The sequence below is a fragment of the Candidatus Chryseopegocella kryptomonas genome (assembly GCF_001536065.1).
Classification (GTDB): Bacteria; Bacteroidota; Ignavibacteria; order Kryptoniales; family Kryptoniaceae; genus Kryptonium; species Kryptonium kryptomonas.
This window is the reverse complement of the sequence record NZ_CZVW01000008.1, coordinates 42,522-57,892: the sequence shown is the minus strand read 5'-3', so window position 1 is coordinate 57,892 and position 15,371 is coordinate 42,522. Positions and strand designations below refer to the sequence as shown.

Below are 15,371 nucleotides of genomic sequence, written 5' to 3'. Positions count from 1 at the left end.
TCGTGGCTTCTGTCGTAGAGATATTTAAATTTCTTCTGAAAATTGACCTTCGCTCAAAGAAACCCAACAAGACAAACTACGGAAGAATTATCTTAATTTTTATAACAAATTTTTTGTGGTTTTCTCTGCTTTCTCTTACGATTGCGCTTTCACTCATTCCTGAAAATAGAGAAAATATCTTTTCCGAGTATGAAAACGCCTTGTTTCTCTTAAATTTTTCCTTCGTTCTTTTTTCTGTTGAAATTTTGCTTTTAATTTTCACTGTTCTTGTTGAGTTTGAAACTTTTGTTTTAAATCAAGCAGAGATAGAATTTTTATCTTCATTACCAGTTGATCCTGTTTCATACGGGCTTGCGAAATATATGAATTTTCTTTTCTTTGTTTTTCTTTTGAGTTTTTCTATAAATCTTCCGCCGACCCTTGTGCTTTTGATTTTTAATTTGCTTGGAATTTTACAATTGAAAGGTTTTATTGTATCTTTTTCATATTTTGTTGTTGCAACTTTGGTTGTGATCGTCACATCAAATTTTGTTCTGTTGTTTATGCTTTTCATTGGGCGCGGGTTAAAATTTTCAAAGTTGAGAAAAATTTTGCTTCCTGCGCAAATTATCGCTGTTTTTATTACATTTTTCGTTTATCAAATCATTAACAGGTTATTTTCAAGTGCTGATCCTTCGGAAAGTTTATTTGCTTTGATTGATAAAATTTTTAAAAGCGTTCCCATTTTTGTCCCTCAAATTGTCGCTTCAAAGTTATTCATTTTTTTAGCTGGGCTTAAAATGTTTGCTTTAAATTTATTTGACATCTTTTCAATTGCAATTGCTTTGTGTATTTTGCTTATCCCAATTTTTACATTGAGAATTGAAATGTTGAAAAATATAATTGACTCATCCAGAACATCTGACAGAGGCAAAAAATATATCGCTTTTGAAATTGTAAAGTTCTTAAAAAAGTTTCTTTTTAAGAAGGAAATTGAATTTGCGATGTATGAGCTTGTCTATATTCATTTGAGACGTGATAGGTCTGTGATGGTTAAAATTTTGTCAGCCTTTGCCATTGGGATTGCGATAGCAATTTATTTTCTGCTTTTTGATGAAGTAAAAAATCCACTGATTGAACCATCTTCAAAAGCCAATGTTTTGATGCTTATTTCAATTTTTTTCAATGTGACCGCAGGAATTATCGCAATCACAAATCATCGTAGTTATGAAGCGAGATGGATTTATCATTTCATCACTGCTGATGAAATGTTTTACGCAATGAATGGCGCTTTTAAAGTTTTATGGCATCACATTTTGATTCCATTGCTTGCGCTGTTCTCAATTCTGTATTTTATTTTACTTAAATCGTTTCAAATTGTTTTACTTCACATCTTAACAACAGCGTTTTTGACAAAGATATTTTTTAACATTGTTGCTTTAATTTCTTCACATCTTCCGTTCAGTCAACCAATTGAAAAGTTAAGTTCTATTGAAAAAATTTTAATTCAATTTTCTTCGTTTTTTGCGGTGTTAGTTGCAGTATTGTTTGAGCGTGGATTTTATTTTATGATTTTAAAGTTTAAAAATTTAATTTTCACAGGAGCGATTTTGCTTTTACTCATCATTGTAGAGAGATACACTTTTCATATTTTTAGGCAAAAAATTTTAAAGGTCGCAAAATGGAGAACAGAAGAAGAGTTATAGTCGGAGTGACAGGAGCAAGTGGAGGAATTTATGCGTTGAGGACGATTAGAGCATTTCTAATTTATGGGTTTGAAATTCACCTTGTGGTTTCGGATTATGGAAATTATGTTTTAAAAGATGAATGTGGAGTTGATTTTAGAAACAATGAGCCGATGGATGTGTTAAGAAATTTATTTGGAGATGAAGTTGAAAAGGGAAAGATAATTAAATACAATTTCAGAGATTTGACCGCAAGAATTTCAAGCGGTTCGTTTGATACGGATGGTATGGTTGTCGTTCCGTGCTCTGTGAAAACTTTGTCTGGAATAGCAAATGGAATTTCGTCAAATTTAATTGAGCGTTCAGCAGATGTTTGTTTAAAAGAAAATCGTCAACTTGTTCTCGTATTTAGAGAAACGCCATTGAATTTAATTCACATACAAAATATGCTCACGCTTGCCCAAGCGGGTGCGAAAATTTTACCAGCTTCTCCAGCGTTCTATCAAAAACCCAAAACTTTTGAAGACCTTGCGGATTTCATCGCTGGGAAAATTTTATCGCTTTTTAAAGTTGAGCATAACTTATACAAAAAGTGGGGTGAGTAAGATGCGGATTTTAATTTTGTTAATTTTATTACAACAAATTTTAAATTTCGGTATGAAAGCACAAAGCGTGGAAAAAAGATTCAGAGCGAGGGAGCTTGGGATTGTGGTTGGGGTTTTGCCAGCTGGAAAATATAATGCTATTACGGATGTCAAGGGAGTTAAAGTTGGGCATAAAACAATTATAAAAGGGGACAGCATAAGAACAGGCGTAACGGTCATAATTCCGCACGACGGAGATTTGTTCAGGGATAAAGTTCCTTGTGCATTTTATGCGGGGAATGCGTTTGGAAAATTTGCAGGATCAACGCAGATTGAAGAGCTTGGGGAACTTGAAACACCGATTGCTCTTACAAATACGCTCGCTGTTCCAAAGGTTGCAGATGCATTGATTCAATACACGCTTGAAAAATCGGGAATGGAAATTCGCTCAATTAATCCAGTCGTAGGTGAAACAAATGATGGTTATCTCAACAAAATTCAGGAAAGAGTTATAACTTATCAAGATGTTCTTGATGCTATAAACTCATCAAGTTCTGGTGAGGTTGAAGAGGGCTCGGTTGGAGCTGGCACTGGAACAATTGCCTTTGGTTGGAAAGGTGGAATTGGAACTGCATCAAGAGTTTTGCCGAAAAATCTCGGTGGATGGACGGTTGGGGTTCTGGTTCAAACAAATTTCGGTGGAATTCTAACGATAAACGGAGCTCCTGTTGGGCTTGAACTTGGGAAATTTTATCTTAAAGATGAACTTCAAAAAGCAGACGGCTCAATCATAATTGTTGTCGCAACGGATGCTCCACTTATGCCAAATCAATTAAAACGACTCGCAAGAAGAGCAATGCTTGGGCTTGCGAGAACTGGCTCACCCTCAACAAATGGAAGCGGTGATTATGTAATTGCTTTTTCAACAAATCCAGATTGCAGAATTAAACAAACTGACGAAATTTATCAACCACAAACGATAAAGGTTCTACCGAACTCAGCCCTTTCTCCACTTTTTCAAGCAGTTGTTGAAGCAACCGAAGAAGCAATTTATAATTCACTTTTGAAGGCAACAACGATGACGGGTTATCTCGGACGAAAAGTTGAAGCAATACCAATTGACAAGGTAGTTGAAATTTTGAACAAATACAATGTCTTAAACTACGATAAAAAATTTAAGTTGAGGTGAAAATTATGGAAAAGACAATTGCAATCATTGAAGATGATAAAGATATTCTTGAACTTGTATCCCTTCATCTTCAAAAGGCAGGTTTCAAGGTGAAAAAATTTACAGATGGTGAATCTTTCTTTCGTTATTTGAGAACTGATAAACCGAATCTTTTAGTTCTTGACTTGATGTTGCCAGATATAGATGGGCTTGAGATTTGCAAAAGTTTGAGAATTGATCCAGAGACGAAAGAAATTCCAATTATAATTTTAACCGCAAAAATTGAGGAGACGGATAAAATCATAGGGCTTGAACTTGGAGCGGATGATTACATAACAAAACCATTTTCGCCACGGGAACTTGTTGCACGTGTTAAGGCAATTTTGAGGAGAACATCAACAGAAGAGGCAAAGCATGAAATAATCACAATAGCAGATAATCTCAAAATAGATTTAAATCGGATGGAAGTGTTCGTTGAAGATGAAAAAATTGACTTAACACTTACGGAGTTTAAAATTCTCAAGCTCCTTGCACAAAAACCTGGCTGGGTTTTTTCAAGGGAGCAAATTTTAAGAAGTATATGGGGCGATGAAAAGAATGTTTATGATAGAACGGTTGATGTCCATATAAAAAATTTGCGTGATAAACTTGGGAAATTTGGCAAATTGATAAAAAGCGTTCGTGGTGTTGGATATAAAATAGATGTTGAATAAGCAAATGAGAAATTTAAACATTTTCATATTTTTCGGATTTTTTCTTATCGTTGTGCTTACACTGATTTTAAAACCGGCTCTGGGTTTGATTTTGTCGTTCATTTTTGCATTATGGTGTTTTAAAAATTTGTTTGAACCATTGCTTCAACTTAACAAACAAATAAAAAATTTTTACAATGAAAAGGATGCTATTAATGAAGAAATTTCTTTGCCAAATTTAATCACAAATCTTCGGTATCTACACAAACGTTTTGTGGAATTTGAGATAAAATTCAAAGATTACGAAGAGAAATTCAAAACTTTAAACAAAATAGTTTCTGATGCTGTTCTGATAATTGATAAAAATGGGCGGATAAAGCAGTTTAACGAAAACTTTAAAACAACATTTTCAAAGTCCGGGGTTATAATTGAAGAATCTCTTTTAGGTGAAGGGAAGTTGTATTGGGAGGTGATACGGGATTTTGATTTGAATGAATTTATAAAAAGTTTGATGATGGATGAAAATTTAAAACCGGGGCAGGAAATTTCAAAGGAAATTGAAGTCAAAGAGAAAATTTATTTAATAAATGCTGTGAAAACTTTGAACGGTGATATAATTTTGAGTTTAAGCGATGTAAGTTTTCAAATTGAGCTCGCTCGGATAAAGAGGGAACTTGTTGAAAACATTTCTCACGAATTGAAGACGCCCCTTTCAAATATAAAAGGTTATGTTGAAACGCTTGAGGAGGAACTTGAAAAACTTGCCAAACGTGGGAAAGTTAGAGAACTTTTGAATTATATTGATCCGATAAAAAGAAATACCGACAGGTTGGTCAAAATTATTAAAGACCTTTTGATTTTGTCTGAGGTTGAAGCAGCTGTTAAGTTTGAGGAGGAAATAATTGATTTTAAAAGTGTTGTTGGTGGAATTTTAAAAATTTATGAAAGAGAAATCAAAAAGAAGAATTTGTTTTGTGATGTTCAAATTTCGGAAAATTTGCCAAGATTTAAAGCGGATCCTTTTAGAATTGAGCAGATGCTTTCAAATTTAATTGACAACGCTATAAGATACACAGACAAAGGAGGGATAAAGATAAAGGTTGAACCATTAGAAGAGACAGCGAATAAAATCAAGAAAATAAAAATAACGGTTGAGGATACAGGTATCGGGATACCAAAGGAGCATCATCAAAGGATATTTGAAAGATTTTATGTTGTTGATAAATCAAGGTCAAGGCAAAGTGGTGGCACAGGATTGGGGCTTTCAATCGTTAAACACATAGTTTTAATGTATAACGGGAGCATAAACCTTGAAAGTAAAGTTGGGGTAGGAACAAAGTTTGAAATTATATTGCCTGTTAAAGATTCGGATTCTTAACCAAATTTTAACAATTTTTTAACCCTGTCTTAAAAATTTCAGTTTAACTTTGAACGGATTAAAAAGAAAATTTCTGCGATCTTTATGCGAATTTTTAGATTCTTTCTTCTGGCATTTCTAATTTTAAACCTTCTCAATTTAAATTCATTTTCACAGGATAAAGAACTTCTTGGGGCTGGGGCAACTTTCCCATATGTTTTATATTCAAAAATGTTTGATGTCTATTACAAACAAACAGGCATAAAAGTAAATTATAACTCAATTGGCTCAGGTGGTGGAATAAGACAGTTAAAGGAAAAAACAGTTGATTTCGGTGCTTCAGATGCTTTCTTGTCAGATGAGCAACTAAAAGAATTTAGTTCCCCCGTTCTTCACATTCCAATTTGCCTTGGTGCGGTTGTGATAACATATAATCTTCCCGGAAATCCAGAGTTGAAATTAACTCCCGATGTCATTGCGGATATTTTCCTTGGAAAGATAAAAAAGTGGAACGATGCAAGAATAACTCAGCTAAATCCCGATGTGAAACTTCCGAATATGAACATAACCGTTATACACAGGTCTGATGGAAGCGGGACGACATTTGTTTTCGTTGATTATCTTTCAAAGGTCAGCAAAGAATGGGAGACAAAAGTCGGGCGTGGGACATCAGTTGCGTGGCCTGTTGGTCTTGGGGCTAAGGGAAATGAGGGTGTAACAGGGCTCGTAAAGCAAATTCCCGGAAGCATTGGCTATGTTGAACTTATTTATGCAAAACAAAATAAACTCCCAATTGCACTTGTAAAAAATAAAAAGGGAAAATTTATTAAACCAGAACTTTCATCAATTACATCAGCTGGAAATGTAAAAATTCCAGATGACACAAGAATTTCTATCACCGATACAGATTCCGAAGATGGTTATCCAATAAGCAGTTTTACTTGGATACTTGTTTATAAAGAGCAAAATTATAAAAACAGATCATTTGAAAGAGCAAAGCAACTTGTTAAGCTTTTGTGGTGGATGATTCACGATGGGCAAAATTATACCGAGCCTTTGGATTATGCAAAATTGCCATCGGTGGCTGTTAAAAAAGCGGAAGCAATAATTAAATCAATCACATACAATGGCAAGCCGGTTTACACGGAAGTTGGCATTAAATAAAGATAAAATTTTCAACCTTGTCCTGAGTTTCTTTGCTGTGCTTTTGATATTTCTTGGCGTAGGGTTCTTTCTGAGTTTGTTTAATGCTTCTTATCTCGCTTTCAAAAAATTTGGAATAGGATTTTTTGCTGGTAAAAACTGGGATCCTGTTCAAGAGGAATTCGGAGCATTGCCTTTTATTTACGGGACGATTTTAACATCTTTTATTGCTCTTGGAATTTCATTCCCATTTTCAATTGCCATAAGCATAGTTTTAGGCGAATATTTTCAAAAGGGATTTTTTGCCGAAATTTTAAGATACTTAACAGAATTAATTGCTGGTGTTCCGTCCGTTGTTTTAGGATTTTGGGGTTTGTTCTTTCTTGTCCCATTAGTTCGTGAGATTGAAATTGCTTTAAATGTTCCGCCATACGGTGTGGGTATATTGACAGCATCAATTATTCTTGCTTTTATGATACTTCCGTATTCAGCTTCAATTGGGAAAGACGCTATGCGACTTGTTCCAAATGAGCTTAAAGAAGCAGCTTACGCTCTTGGTGCAACTCGCTGGGAGGTAATAAAAAAAGTTATGATTCCTTACGCAAGGTCTGGAATTATCGCAGGCATAATTTTATCACTCGGGAGAGCTTTGGGCGAAACTATGGCGGTGACAATGGTTATTGGAAATTACCACGGAATTCCAGAAAGTATATTCAGCCCCGGAAACACAATCGCAAGCGTCATAGCAAATGAATTTACAGAAGCAACGGGAGAAGTTTATCTTTCAAGCTTAATGTATTTAGGTCTTGCATTGTTCATAATCACAACTGTTGTGAATTTGATTGGAAGGTTTATTTTAAAAAAATTACAGCATTGAGAGATGAAAAGTTATCATTTCAGAATTTTAAAAAGCAAAATTATCTCTGTTTTTTTGACGCTATTTGCAATTCTTTCAACAGTGCCATTTCTTCTTGTCCTTTATTTTATCATTAAAAACGGAATTTCGGTTATAAATTGGGAATTTTTGACATCGCTTCCAAAACCTGTTGGCGAGCCAGGTGGTGGAATTTTAAACGCCATTGTTGGGACGACAATTTTGATCATCATCGCATTGATTTTAGCGGTTCCGTTTGGCATTTTTACGGGTGTTTTTCTTGCTGAAAAAGGTGATAGTAAAATTGCGTTTTTATCCCGTCTCGTTGTTGAGATCTTACAAGGTGTTCCATCTATTGTGGTGGGGATAATTGTTTATCTGTGGATCGTAAAACCAATGGGGCATTTTTCGGCGCTTTCAGGTGGCGTAGCTCTGGGAATTATGATGCTACCAGTTGTGATAAAATCAACAGAAGAAATTTTGAAATTAATCCCAAGAGAAATTAAAGAAGCATCGCTTGCTTTGGGTGTTCCGTATTATAAGACAATTTTAAAAGTTGTTATCCCAGCTGGGTTTAGTGGAATTTTAACTGGAATTCTTGCAGGCACGGCGAGGATAGCGGGTGAAACAGCGCCACTTCTTTTCACAGCATTTGGAAATCCATTTTTGAACTTCAACATCTTGAAACCGATAAGCGCAATGCCACTTTTAATTTTTAACTACGCAGTAAGCCCATATGAAGAATGGTGGGCGAAAGCTTGGGGTGCGTCTTGCATTTTGGTCGTTTTTGTTTTAACTTTAAACATAATAACAAGATTGATAAGCAAAAGATGACGGACATAGTCCTGAGGACAGAAAATTTGACCGCTTCATATGACGAACATATCGTTGTTAAAAATGTGAATCTTTCAATTCCGAGAAATAGCATAACCGCAATTATGGGTCCATCTGGCTGTGGAAAAACAACACTTATCCGTTGTTTTAACAGAATGCATGAGCTTTCCCCAAAAGCAAAAGTTGAAGGAAAAGTTATTTTAATTGAGAAAAATCATCAAATTGAAGAAATTGATGTCTATTCAATTGACCCAATGCTTGTCAGAAGAAAAATTGGGATGGTTTTTCAAAAGCCAAATCCATTTCCGACGATGAGTATTTACGAGAATGTAATTGCTGGATACATTTTGAACGGTATTAAGCTTAAAAAAAGTGAAGCTGATGAAATCGTTGAAGAAACCTTGAAAAAAGTTTCCCTTTGGGACGAGGTTAAAGATCGTCTTCATAAAAAAGGGACATTTCTTTCAGGCGGACAGCAACAAAGGTTATGCATAGCAAGAGCTTTGGCGATGAAACCAGATATAATTTTACTTGATGAGCCAACATCAGCGCTTGATCCAGTTGCAACTTTAAAAATTGAAGAATTGTTAGAGCAATTAAAAGATACTGTTACGATTGTGATCGTCACTCATAATGTTGGACAGGCAGGAAGAATTTCAGATTATGTTGCATTTATGTATCTTGGAGAACTCATTGAGTATGGTCCAACTGATGTAGTTTTCACAAGACCAAGGCATGAGAAAACGGAAGAGTTTTTGTCAGGAAAAATTGGATAAAAAATTTTTTTGATATATGCTGGCTGAAAAATTAAACAAGTTAAAAGAGAAAATTGTTGAGCAGGGAAATCTGGTTGAAAGCATGATTGAAAAAAGCATTCGTGGTTTATTGACACGGGATAAGGCGCTTTTAATTGATGTTTTACAGGTTGACGAACCAAGAGCAAATGAGATGGAAATTGAAATAGATGAAATGTGTGTTAATTTGATAGCGAGGTTTCATCCAGAGGCGAAAGATTTGAGGACGATAATAATGATTTTGAAGATGAACAACGATCTTGAAAGGATTGGGGATATGGCTGTAAATATATCTGAAAGCGCTTTGTTTTTGATAGAAAGGCCACAGGTAAAGCCATTGATTGATCTTCCGAAAATGGCTGAGGAAACAATTCAAATGTTGAAGGATAGCATAGATTCATTTATCAAAGGTGATTCAAATCTTGCTAAAAATGTATGTGAAAGAGATGATATAGTTGATGCATATCGTGATCAAATTTTGCGTGAGTTGATAACTTATATGATCTCTGACCCAACCACGATTGAGCGTGCAATCCATATTGAGAGAATTTCACGAAATCTTGAAAGGATTGCAGACCTTGCGACGAACATTGGGGAAGATGTTGTATATATTGTTGAAGGAAAGGTTATAAAGCATGGGAGATACAAAGAAACGGAGCAGGGAGGCGTTTAACCCTCCCTGCCTTATAAATTTCATTGCTCGCTTTTCAATTCTTCAATCGTCTTTCCATCGTAAAGCGCAATCCCGTGAATCAATGCGTAAATATAATTTGCAAGATGCCACCTTTCTTCATCCGTTAAAACATCTTTATAAGATGGCATTGGAGAACCATTTAATCCCGTTGTGAAGACAAGATAAATATCTTCAACTGTTGATGCACGCTTGACTTCATTTGGATTTGTCAGGTCTGGGATCAAAATTTTGTTTCCCCAGTCATCTTTAAAGCCCCGTTGCGCTGCTGGTCCATCCCCTTTTCCGCTAACGCCGTGACATTCCCAGCATTTCATCCTCAGATAAATTTCTCTTCCTTTCGCTATACTTTCGGGTGAAAGTGGAATTGCTCCAGTTGGCATCACAACATTTAACGGATATTCTTTCGGATTTGAAAATCTCTCTGAAAATGTCTTTATGTATTCAACAAGCGCATATCTATCCTCCGGTGTTAATTGAGAAAAACTTGGCATAGCAGTATTGTGGAAACCAAGCGAAATTGATTCATAAAGATCAGCATCCGTTGGAAGATTTCCGCTTTCGGTGGATCTGAACTTGAATATACCAGATGTAAAATCCCTTGGCTTTACGAATATAGTTGAGCTTACGACGCCGTCTCCTTTGCCATCTTTGCCATGGCACGGTGCACAGACATAATTAAAAACCTTTTTACCGTGTTCAAGAACTTCTTTCGGCGGATTGCTTGGTTGATCAATTCCTGTAAAACCATATATAAAAAGCCCAATGCAAGCAATTGTTGCTAATATCTTCGCCTTCATTTTTAAACCTCCAAGTTTTTTGTTTTTAAATTTTTGATTTTAGAAAAGAAAATGCGTCATCAACATAAACATTTGCATTTTCATAGTCATAGGCATTCCCATTTCGGATTTTGTATCTTGTTTCATCCAGCTGTATTCACCTGTGAGAAATACATTTGGTGCGAAATGATATCTTAATCCAATTGTAATTTGATTCGTTTTTTCATCTCCAACCTTCATAAAGTCATATCTTGTAAAGCCAGCGACTTTTTCAGGAAGTATAAAGACATTTGCACCAATGAAACCGCCGTTCATTTTTCTCTCTTCATCTCCAATTTTATCTGTTGCTGTGAGATACTGGAAAAATACATTTACTTTTTTCGTCCACGGGTCATAAACCTCAGCATCAAAGCCAAAACGATTGAATTTATTTTCCTGTTGAGAACCTTTCATCGTGCCAAGATAATAAAGTATTCCCGCTCTAAACGGAGCATTGTTTATCCATATGCTTTGATTGACTCTGAAATATAAATCAGGCGTGTTATCAATGTCTTCATTCACATTCGTCCCATTTACAAGGGCAATTTCATATCTTAATCCATCAAGAACCTGCGGTAAAAATCCATAAGCCGAGACGCCTAACTGTGGCTCTGCAAGTGAAAACTCAGCTTCAACCTGTCCATTTGCTTTAACTTCAGAAGCATATTCATAAACAAGATAACCAGCTTCACTTAACGCAAGATTAACAGGATAAGGAAGGTCAAGGCGAAATGAACCAAATTTTAAATTAAGATTGCTCATCGGCAAGATATTGTTGTAAATTACATGTGCGACTTCAACAGCAGCTTCATACCCACCGCCTTCTGCTGGGTCAACTACAACAGCAGCGAAGTAAGATAGATGCTTGCCTAATGTTCCTGCTGTGAAAATATCAGCCCCTGTCCTTGCAAAAGTAAAAGTTGATTTCTTCTCCGTTCCCATCTCTTCTTTTGTCCATGTAAACGTGCTGTGAAGCATAGCTGCAAATGGGAGTTGATTTGACATCCATATCGGAGTTGATTCAACTGTCCCAGGGAGCTGATAACCATTTGACTGAAATCTACGACCGAATTCATTCAGCATCGGTGGCGTTGTGTGGCAGGTAAAACAAGAACGATTATACTTCCTCGCAAAAAGCGGAATTGAATAAACATAGCTAGTTAATGAAATAACGGCAAAAAGCAGTGTAAATGCCTTAAAGAATTTTTCCCTCATTTTTGTATCACCTGTTTTGTTTTTGATTTTTGGTTTTGTTTATGGATTTTGCCTGAAAAAATAAAAATTGTGAATGTGATGAAAAATGTGAAAAACGCTGGGATAAACATTATCAATGTTCCGATGCCAATTTTTATTTTGCCTGTTTCCGGGTCGTAATTCAAACATCTAAATGCGACATTTTTTTGAATTTCATAAAACGGGACAAAGTTACCTTTTATCTCGTCAATTACTTCACGAAGTTTGACAACGGTTATCTCCCCGCCTACAAGAATTCGCACGATTTTACCATCTCTTATCCCAACGACAATCCCTGGATGATCATATTGTCCGATTGAGTCAACCCAGTTAAACCAGAACCCGAGTTCATCTGTAAATTTTTTTATCTTCTCTTTATCTGCAAAAATTCCGAAAATCCAGTCGTTCCTTTCAGACAAATTAAGGTCCTTTTTAAAGGCGTCCATATCCTCTGGCGTATCTGCTGTATCAAAACTTAAAACGACGATATAAAAATTTTTTTCTCTCTCATTTCCCGTAATTTTTTCAATTGAAAACTTCAAAGATGAGATAAGAGGCGAGCAAATCCCCGCACATCTTGAAAAGATAAGTGTAAGAAGAAATGGCTTTTTATTCCAAAGATTTGAAAGCGATGTGAGATTATTATCCGAAGTTATGATTTTAACATCGTCTATGCTTTTGTAGATGTATTTTGATTCAACTGGGAATAATGTATCGCTTTTTTGTGAGATAAAATTTTGCGCCAGGGCGATATGCCCCAGCGCTATGATTGTTAAAATGACCTTGCCCATCTTCTTATTGTTTGAATTAGGTAGAGTAAAAATCCAATTGTTAAGATGCTGACAAAGACGATGCTAATTTGCGCAAGTGTTGTTCCCGAAGAAAGCGCAGGTGGATAAAGAGCGTATCTTCTTGGAACGAATAAAGCACCGCCCGTGTAAAACATGCTTAAAAATCCATATCCACCGATTAAAATTAACCAGACTGTAAATTTTGCAAGTTTTGAATTATCGGGAATGTTTGAATGCAGTTGTGAAAAATGGTAAATGAAACCAAGTATCATCAAAACAACTCCCATCAAGAAATAAGTATGAAAATGAGCTGGAACCCACAAAGTATTGTGAAATCTGAAATTAACTGCGATTGATGAATCAATCACAGCTGCGACGCCTCCAACAGCCCATCCCATTGTCCCAAGGAATATAAGCGATGAACCGAGCGTCCAATTAACTTTTGTTTTGTAAATCATTGCAAGAGCGCTGAAGATTGTGACAACGGCAGCTGGGACAGAAATAAAGTATGAAGCAAATTGACCGATTATCTGAAAAGCTTTTGGCTGAACAAAATCCATATAAAGATGGTGGAAGTAAGCAAAAAGCACAAGGAATAAAACAGTATTCCAAGCGAATGCGACAAGTTTATTCGTTTTCCAAGGTTTTTGAGTGTATTGAGGAAGTGTCTCATACAAAATCGCAACGCCAAGATACATTGTTATATTAACGAGTACATGACCGAAATAGAAGACGAGATTTTTCATAAGAAGCGGGTCCGCAGGCGTCCCAGAAACACGATCAAAGAGAAACAATAGCAATAAAGCAACAGCTGCAAGAAAACCTGTTATAGCACCAATGCATGTAACGGTTACAATCAAAATAATCGGAGGAAGTTCCGGCTCAGTTTTTCCAGCAAGATAATGCCATGCAAGGGCTTGATTTAAGGTATATTTTTTTGCAATTGCTCTTAACACATCAATGACCCAAACAGTCCACGCTATTCCGAGAACTCCTAAACCGATTAAATATAAATCTGTCGCCCAATTTGGCCATATTTCCGCTGATTTATAAGGCAATGGATAAAGAAAATACCAACCAGCACCGAACTTGCCAGCAATTGTTGAAATTATAATCAACGCAACCCCAATAAGTGTGAAAGTAAAGGAAAACCACGAAACGCCAGCGCTTGGCTTAACATATTTTGAAAGAAGATATATAACTGCAATCATACCTTCAACAAACCATAAACCAACCATTCCAACCCCGTGAAGTGTTAAAATTGAATAAAACCATTCGGGTGGAAACATTGGAAAGACATTTCCTTGAACAAGTCGCATAAGAAAACCAAGAAGCCCAAGAATTGGGAACAGAATAAAAGTTAAACCAGTCCACACCAGAGTTAATTTTTTGACTTTTGCTTCTATCTCAACCGCTTCCGCTTTTATTGCTATTTCCGCCATTTTAAACCTCCATTTTTATTGTTGGTTTAAAATTTTTGCTCCAAATGTCCCTTCTTCAACGACTTCAATCACACCTTTCATTGCGTGGTGTGAATTTCCGCACAATTCCATACAATATGCGGTATAAAATCCTGGCTTATCAAATTTTATGAAAAGACGATTTACATAACCGGGCATAGCTTGAGTTTGCCCGAGCAATTTCCCATTTTCATCATACAAGCTGAAACCGTGATTTACATCCAAACTTGTGACTCTAAACTCAATCCATTTTCCAGCGGGAACCTGCACCGGTTCAGCTTCGGCTCTTTCTTTCCATCTTTCTTCGCTTTCTATCGGTTGTGTGTCAAGAGCAAAGTTAAATTGTTTACCTGCCACATAAACAACCGCATCTGGAAATTTACCTTTTGAAGGGTAGGGAATTTTGGGAAGAGTTAATACTAAGCCTGCAATTAAAAGAAGCAATAAAATTACAAAAAACGGGGCACGCAACTTCGCAACAGATTTATAATAATCCTCTCCAACCGCCGGCTTTCTTGTTGAGCTGATAAAAAAGGCGTAAACCCCAAAGATAAGAAGGGCAAAAAATATAAAAATTGCAACCGCAACAGCATTTATCGGAGCCATAATTGACCTCCGTTTTAATTTTTAGTAAATGCGTTTTTTCAAATTAAACCTTACAAGAGGGCGAATTTTTGAAAGGTGCAGTTGGAAGGACTTTACCTTTTATTTTTTGCCAAGGTCACAATAATTAAGATAAAATCTATCCTAATTTAAAACTTTCTAATTTAAAAGTCAAGTTTTACTTGCCTTCTTTCTCGTTTTTCTCTCTATGGAACGAATGCAGAGATTAAGTGAGGTGGGTTAATTTTTAAAACTCTCAACCACTGCTTAAATTTTCCTTTGAAAAAATTATAGATGATTGAAATGCTAATTGGAACTGTTAAATATATCCTCATCACGCTTGGAAGTGGTCAGAGCGTTGTCCGAAACAAAGCAGTGTTAAGAAAAGAAATGGATAAAACTTTTGTTAATTCACATCAAGCAGAAAAAGTAAAAATTCTTCTAAACGATAGCGAAGAACTTAACACAAATGAAAAGTTTGCGATCGTTGTATCAAGCAAAGAAGACATTGAGCTACCGCAAAAATTTATCATACAAATCGGGGATTTGATTGTTGAGGTTGAAAAAATTTCTCAATTTGAGCTTGAAGTAAGAAGAATTTTAAAAGGTGGATTTGTCAAATCAGGGAATAAGGTCTCAATTGTTAAGTTTTGAAATTTTGCTTT

Annotated in this window: 16 protein-coding genes; 11 read left to right on the top strand and 5 right to left on the bottom strand. The window is 35.8% G+C overall.

Translation table 11 applies throughout. The features are described 5' to 3' along the window. Positions 1 to 2 precede the first annotated feature (2 nt). From AWW83_RS04795 to phoU, 10 genes are all read left to right on the top strand, one after another. The gene (locus AWW83_RS04795; RefSeq protein WP_092349306.1) at positions 3 to 1,685 is read left to right on the top strand and encodes a hypothetical protein; all 1,683 of its coding nucleotides are present in this window, start codon (positions 3 to 5) and stop codon (positions 1,683 to 1,685) included. Next, a complete protein-coding gene (locus tag AWW83_RS04790; protein ID WP_092349303.1) occupies positions 1,661 to 2,269 on the top strand; it encodes a UbiX family flavin prenyltransferase in 609 nt (202 codons plus the stop codon). Before AWW83_RS04795 ends, AWW83_RS04790 begins: the two co-directional genes overlap by 25 nt. 1 nt (position 2,270) lies before the next feature. After that, positions 2,271 to 3,437 carry a P1 family peptidase gene (locus tag AWW83_RS04785; protein ID WP_092349300.1) on the top strand — a complete coding sequence of 389 codons (1,167 nt, stop codon included), beginning with the start codon at positions 2,271 to 2,273 and terminating at the stop codon, positions 3,435 to 3,437. 5 nt (positions 3,438 to 3,442) lie between these two features. Then, complete coding sequence (locus AWW83_RS04780) at positions 3,443 to 4,129, top strand: response regulator (protein WP_092349297.1); 687 nt, start codon at positions 3,443 to 3,445, stop codon at positions 4,127 to 4,129. After that, complete coding sequence (locus AWW83_RS04775) at positions 4,119 to 5,486, top strand: sensor histidine kinase (protein ID WP_092349295.1); 1,368 nt, start codon at positions 4,119 to 4,121, stop codon at positions 5,484 to 5,486. Before AWW83_RS04780 ends, AWW83_RS04775 begins: the two co-directional genes overlap by 11 nt. Positions 5,487 to 5,570: 84 nt before the next feature. After that, on the top strand, positions 5,571 to 6,629 hold the full coding sequence (gene pstS / locus AWW83_RS04770) for a phosphate ABC transporter substrate-binding protein PstS (protein WP_092349292.1): 1,059 nt from the start codon (positions 5,571 to 5,573) through the stop codon (positions 6,627 to 6,629). Next, positions 6,616 to 7,485 (top strand): phosphate ABC transporter permease subunit PstC, encoded by an 870-nt coding sequence (gene pstC / locus AWW83_RS04765; protein ID WP_234697245.1) that lies wholly within the window; start codon positions 6,616 to 6,618, stop codon positions 7,483 to 7,485. The genes pstS and pstC overlap by 14 nt, the downstream gene beginning before the upstream one ends. 3 nt (positions 7,486 to 7,488) lie before the next feature. Beyond that, positions 7,489 to 8,316 (top strand): phosphate ABC transporter permease PstA, encoded by an 828-nt coding sequence (pstA, locus tag AWW83_RS04760; RefSeq protein ID WP_092349287.1) that lies wholly within the window; start codon positions 7,489 to 7,491, stop codon positions 8,314 to 8,316. Beyond that, entirely contained in the window at positions 8,313 to 9,092 is a 780-nt protein-coding gene (pstB, locus tag AWW83_RS04755) for a phosphate ABC transporter ATP-binding protein PstB (protein ID WP_092349284.1), read from the top strand. The genes pstA and pstB overlap by 4 nt, the downstream gene beginning before the upstream one ends. Positions 9,093 to 9,108: 16 nt before the next feature. Then, positions 9,109 to 9,783 carry a phosphate signaling complex protein PhoU gene (gene phoU / locus AWW83_RS04750; RefSeq protein WP_092349281.1) on the top strand — a complete coding sequence of 225 codons (675 nt, stop codon included), beginning with the start codon at positions 9,109 to 9,111 and terminating at the stop codon, positions 9,781 to 9,783. Positions 9,784 to 9,803: 20 nt separating this feature from the next. On the opposite strand, the gene AWW83_RS04745 is transcribed toward phoU, so the two are convergent. From AWW83_RS04745 to AWW83_RS04725, 5 genes are read right to left on the bottom strand one after another with little or no spacing between them, the layout of a single operon-like run. Then, complete coding sequence (locus AWW83_RS04745; RefSeq protein WP_092349278.1) at positions 9,804 to 10,601, bottom strand: c-type cytochrome; 798 nt, start codon at positions 10,599 to 10,601, stop codon at positions 9,804 to 9,806. Between the two features lie 39 nt (positions 10,602 to 10,640). Then, positions 10,641 to 11,834, bottom strand: a complete 1,194-nt coding sequence (locus AWW83_RS04740) for a hypothetical protein (RefSeq protein ID WP_092349275.1) — start codon at positions 11,832 to 11,834, stop codon at positions 10,641 to 10,643. Further along, positions 11,831 to 12,643, bottom strand: a complete 813-nt coding sequence (locus AWW83_RS04735) for an SCO family protein (protein WP_092349272.1) — start codon at positions 12,641 to 12,643, stop codon at positions 11,831 to 11,833. The genes AWW83_RS04740 and AWW83_RS04735 overlap by 4 nt, the downstream gene beginning before the upstream one ends. Next, positions 12,625 to 14,085 carry a cbb3-type cytochrome c oxidase subunit I gene (locus AWW83_RS04730; RefSeq protein WP_092349269.1) on the bottom strand — a complete coding sequence of 487 codons (1,461 nt, stop codon included), beginning with the start codon at positions 14,083 to 14,085 and terminating at the stop codon, positions 12,625 to 12,627. The genes AWW83_RS04735 and AWW83_RS04730 overlap by 19 nt, the downstream gene beginning before the upstream one ends. A gap of 15 nt (positions 14,086 to 14,100) precedes the next feature. After that, positions 14,101 to 14,709 (bottom strand): cupredoxin domain-containing protein, encoded by a 609-nt coding sequence (locus AWW83_RS04725; protein ID WP_092349266.1) that lies wholly within the window; start codon positions 14,707 to 14,709, stop codon positions 14,101 to 14,103. A 291-nt stretch (positions 14,710 to 15,000) separates the two neighbouring features. Between AWW83_RS04725 and AWW83_RS04720 the strand changes: the two genes are divergently transcribed. Next, the gene (locus AWW83_RS04720) at positions 15,001 to 15,360 is read left to right on the top strand and encodes a hypothetical protein (protein WP_092349263.1); all 360 of its coding nucleotides are present in this window, start codon (positions 15,001 to 15,003) and stop codon (positions 15,358 to 15,360) included. Positions 15,361 to 15,371: the final 11 nt, after the last annotated feature.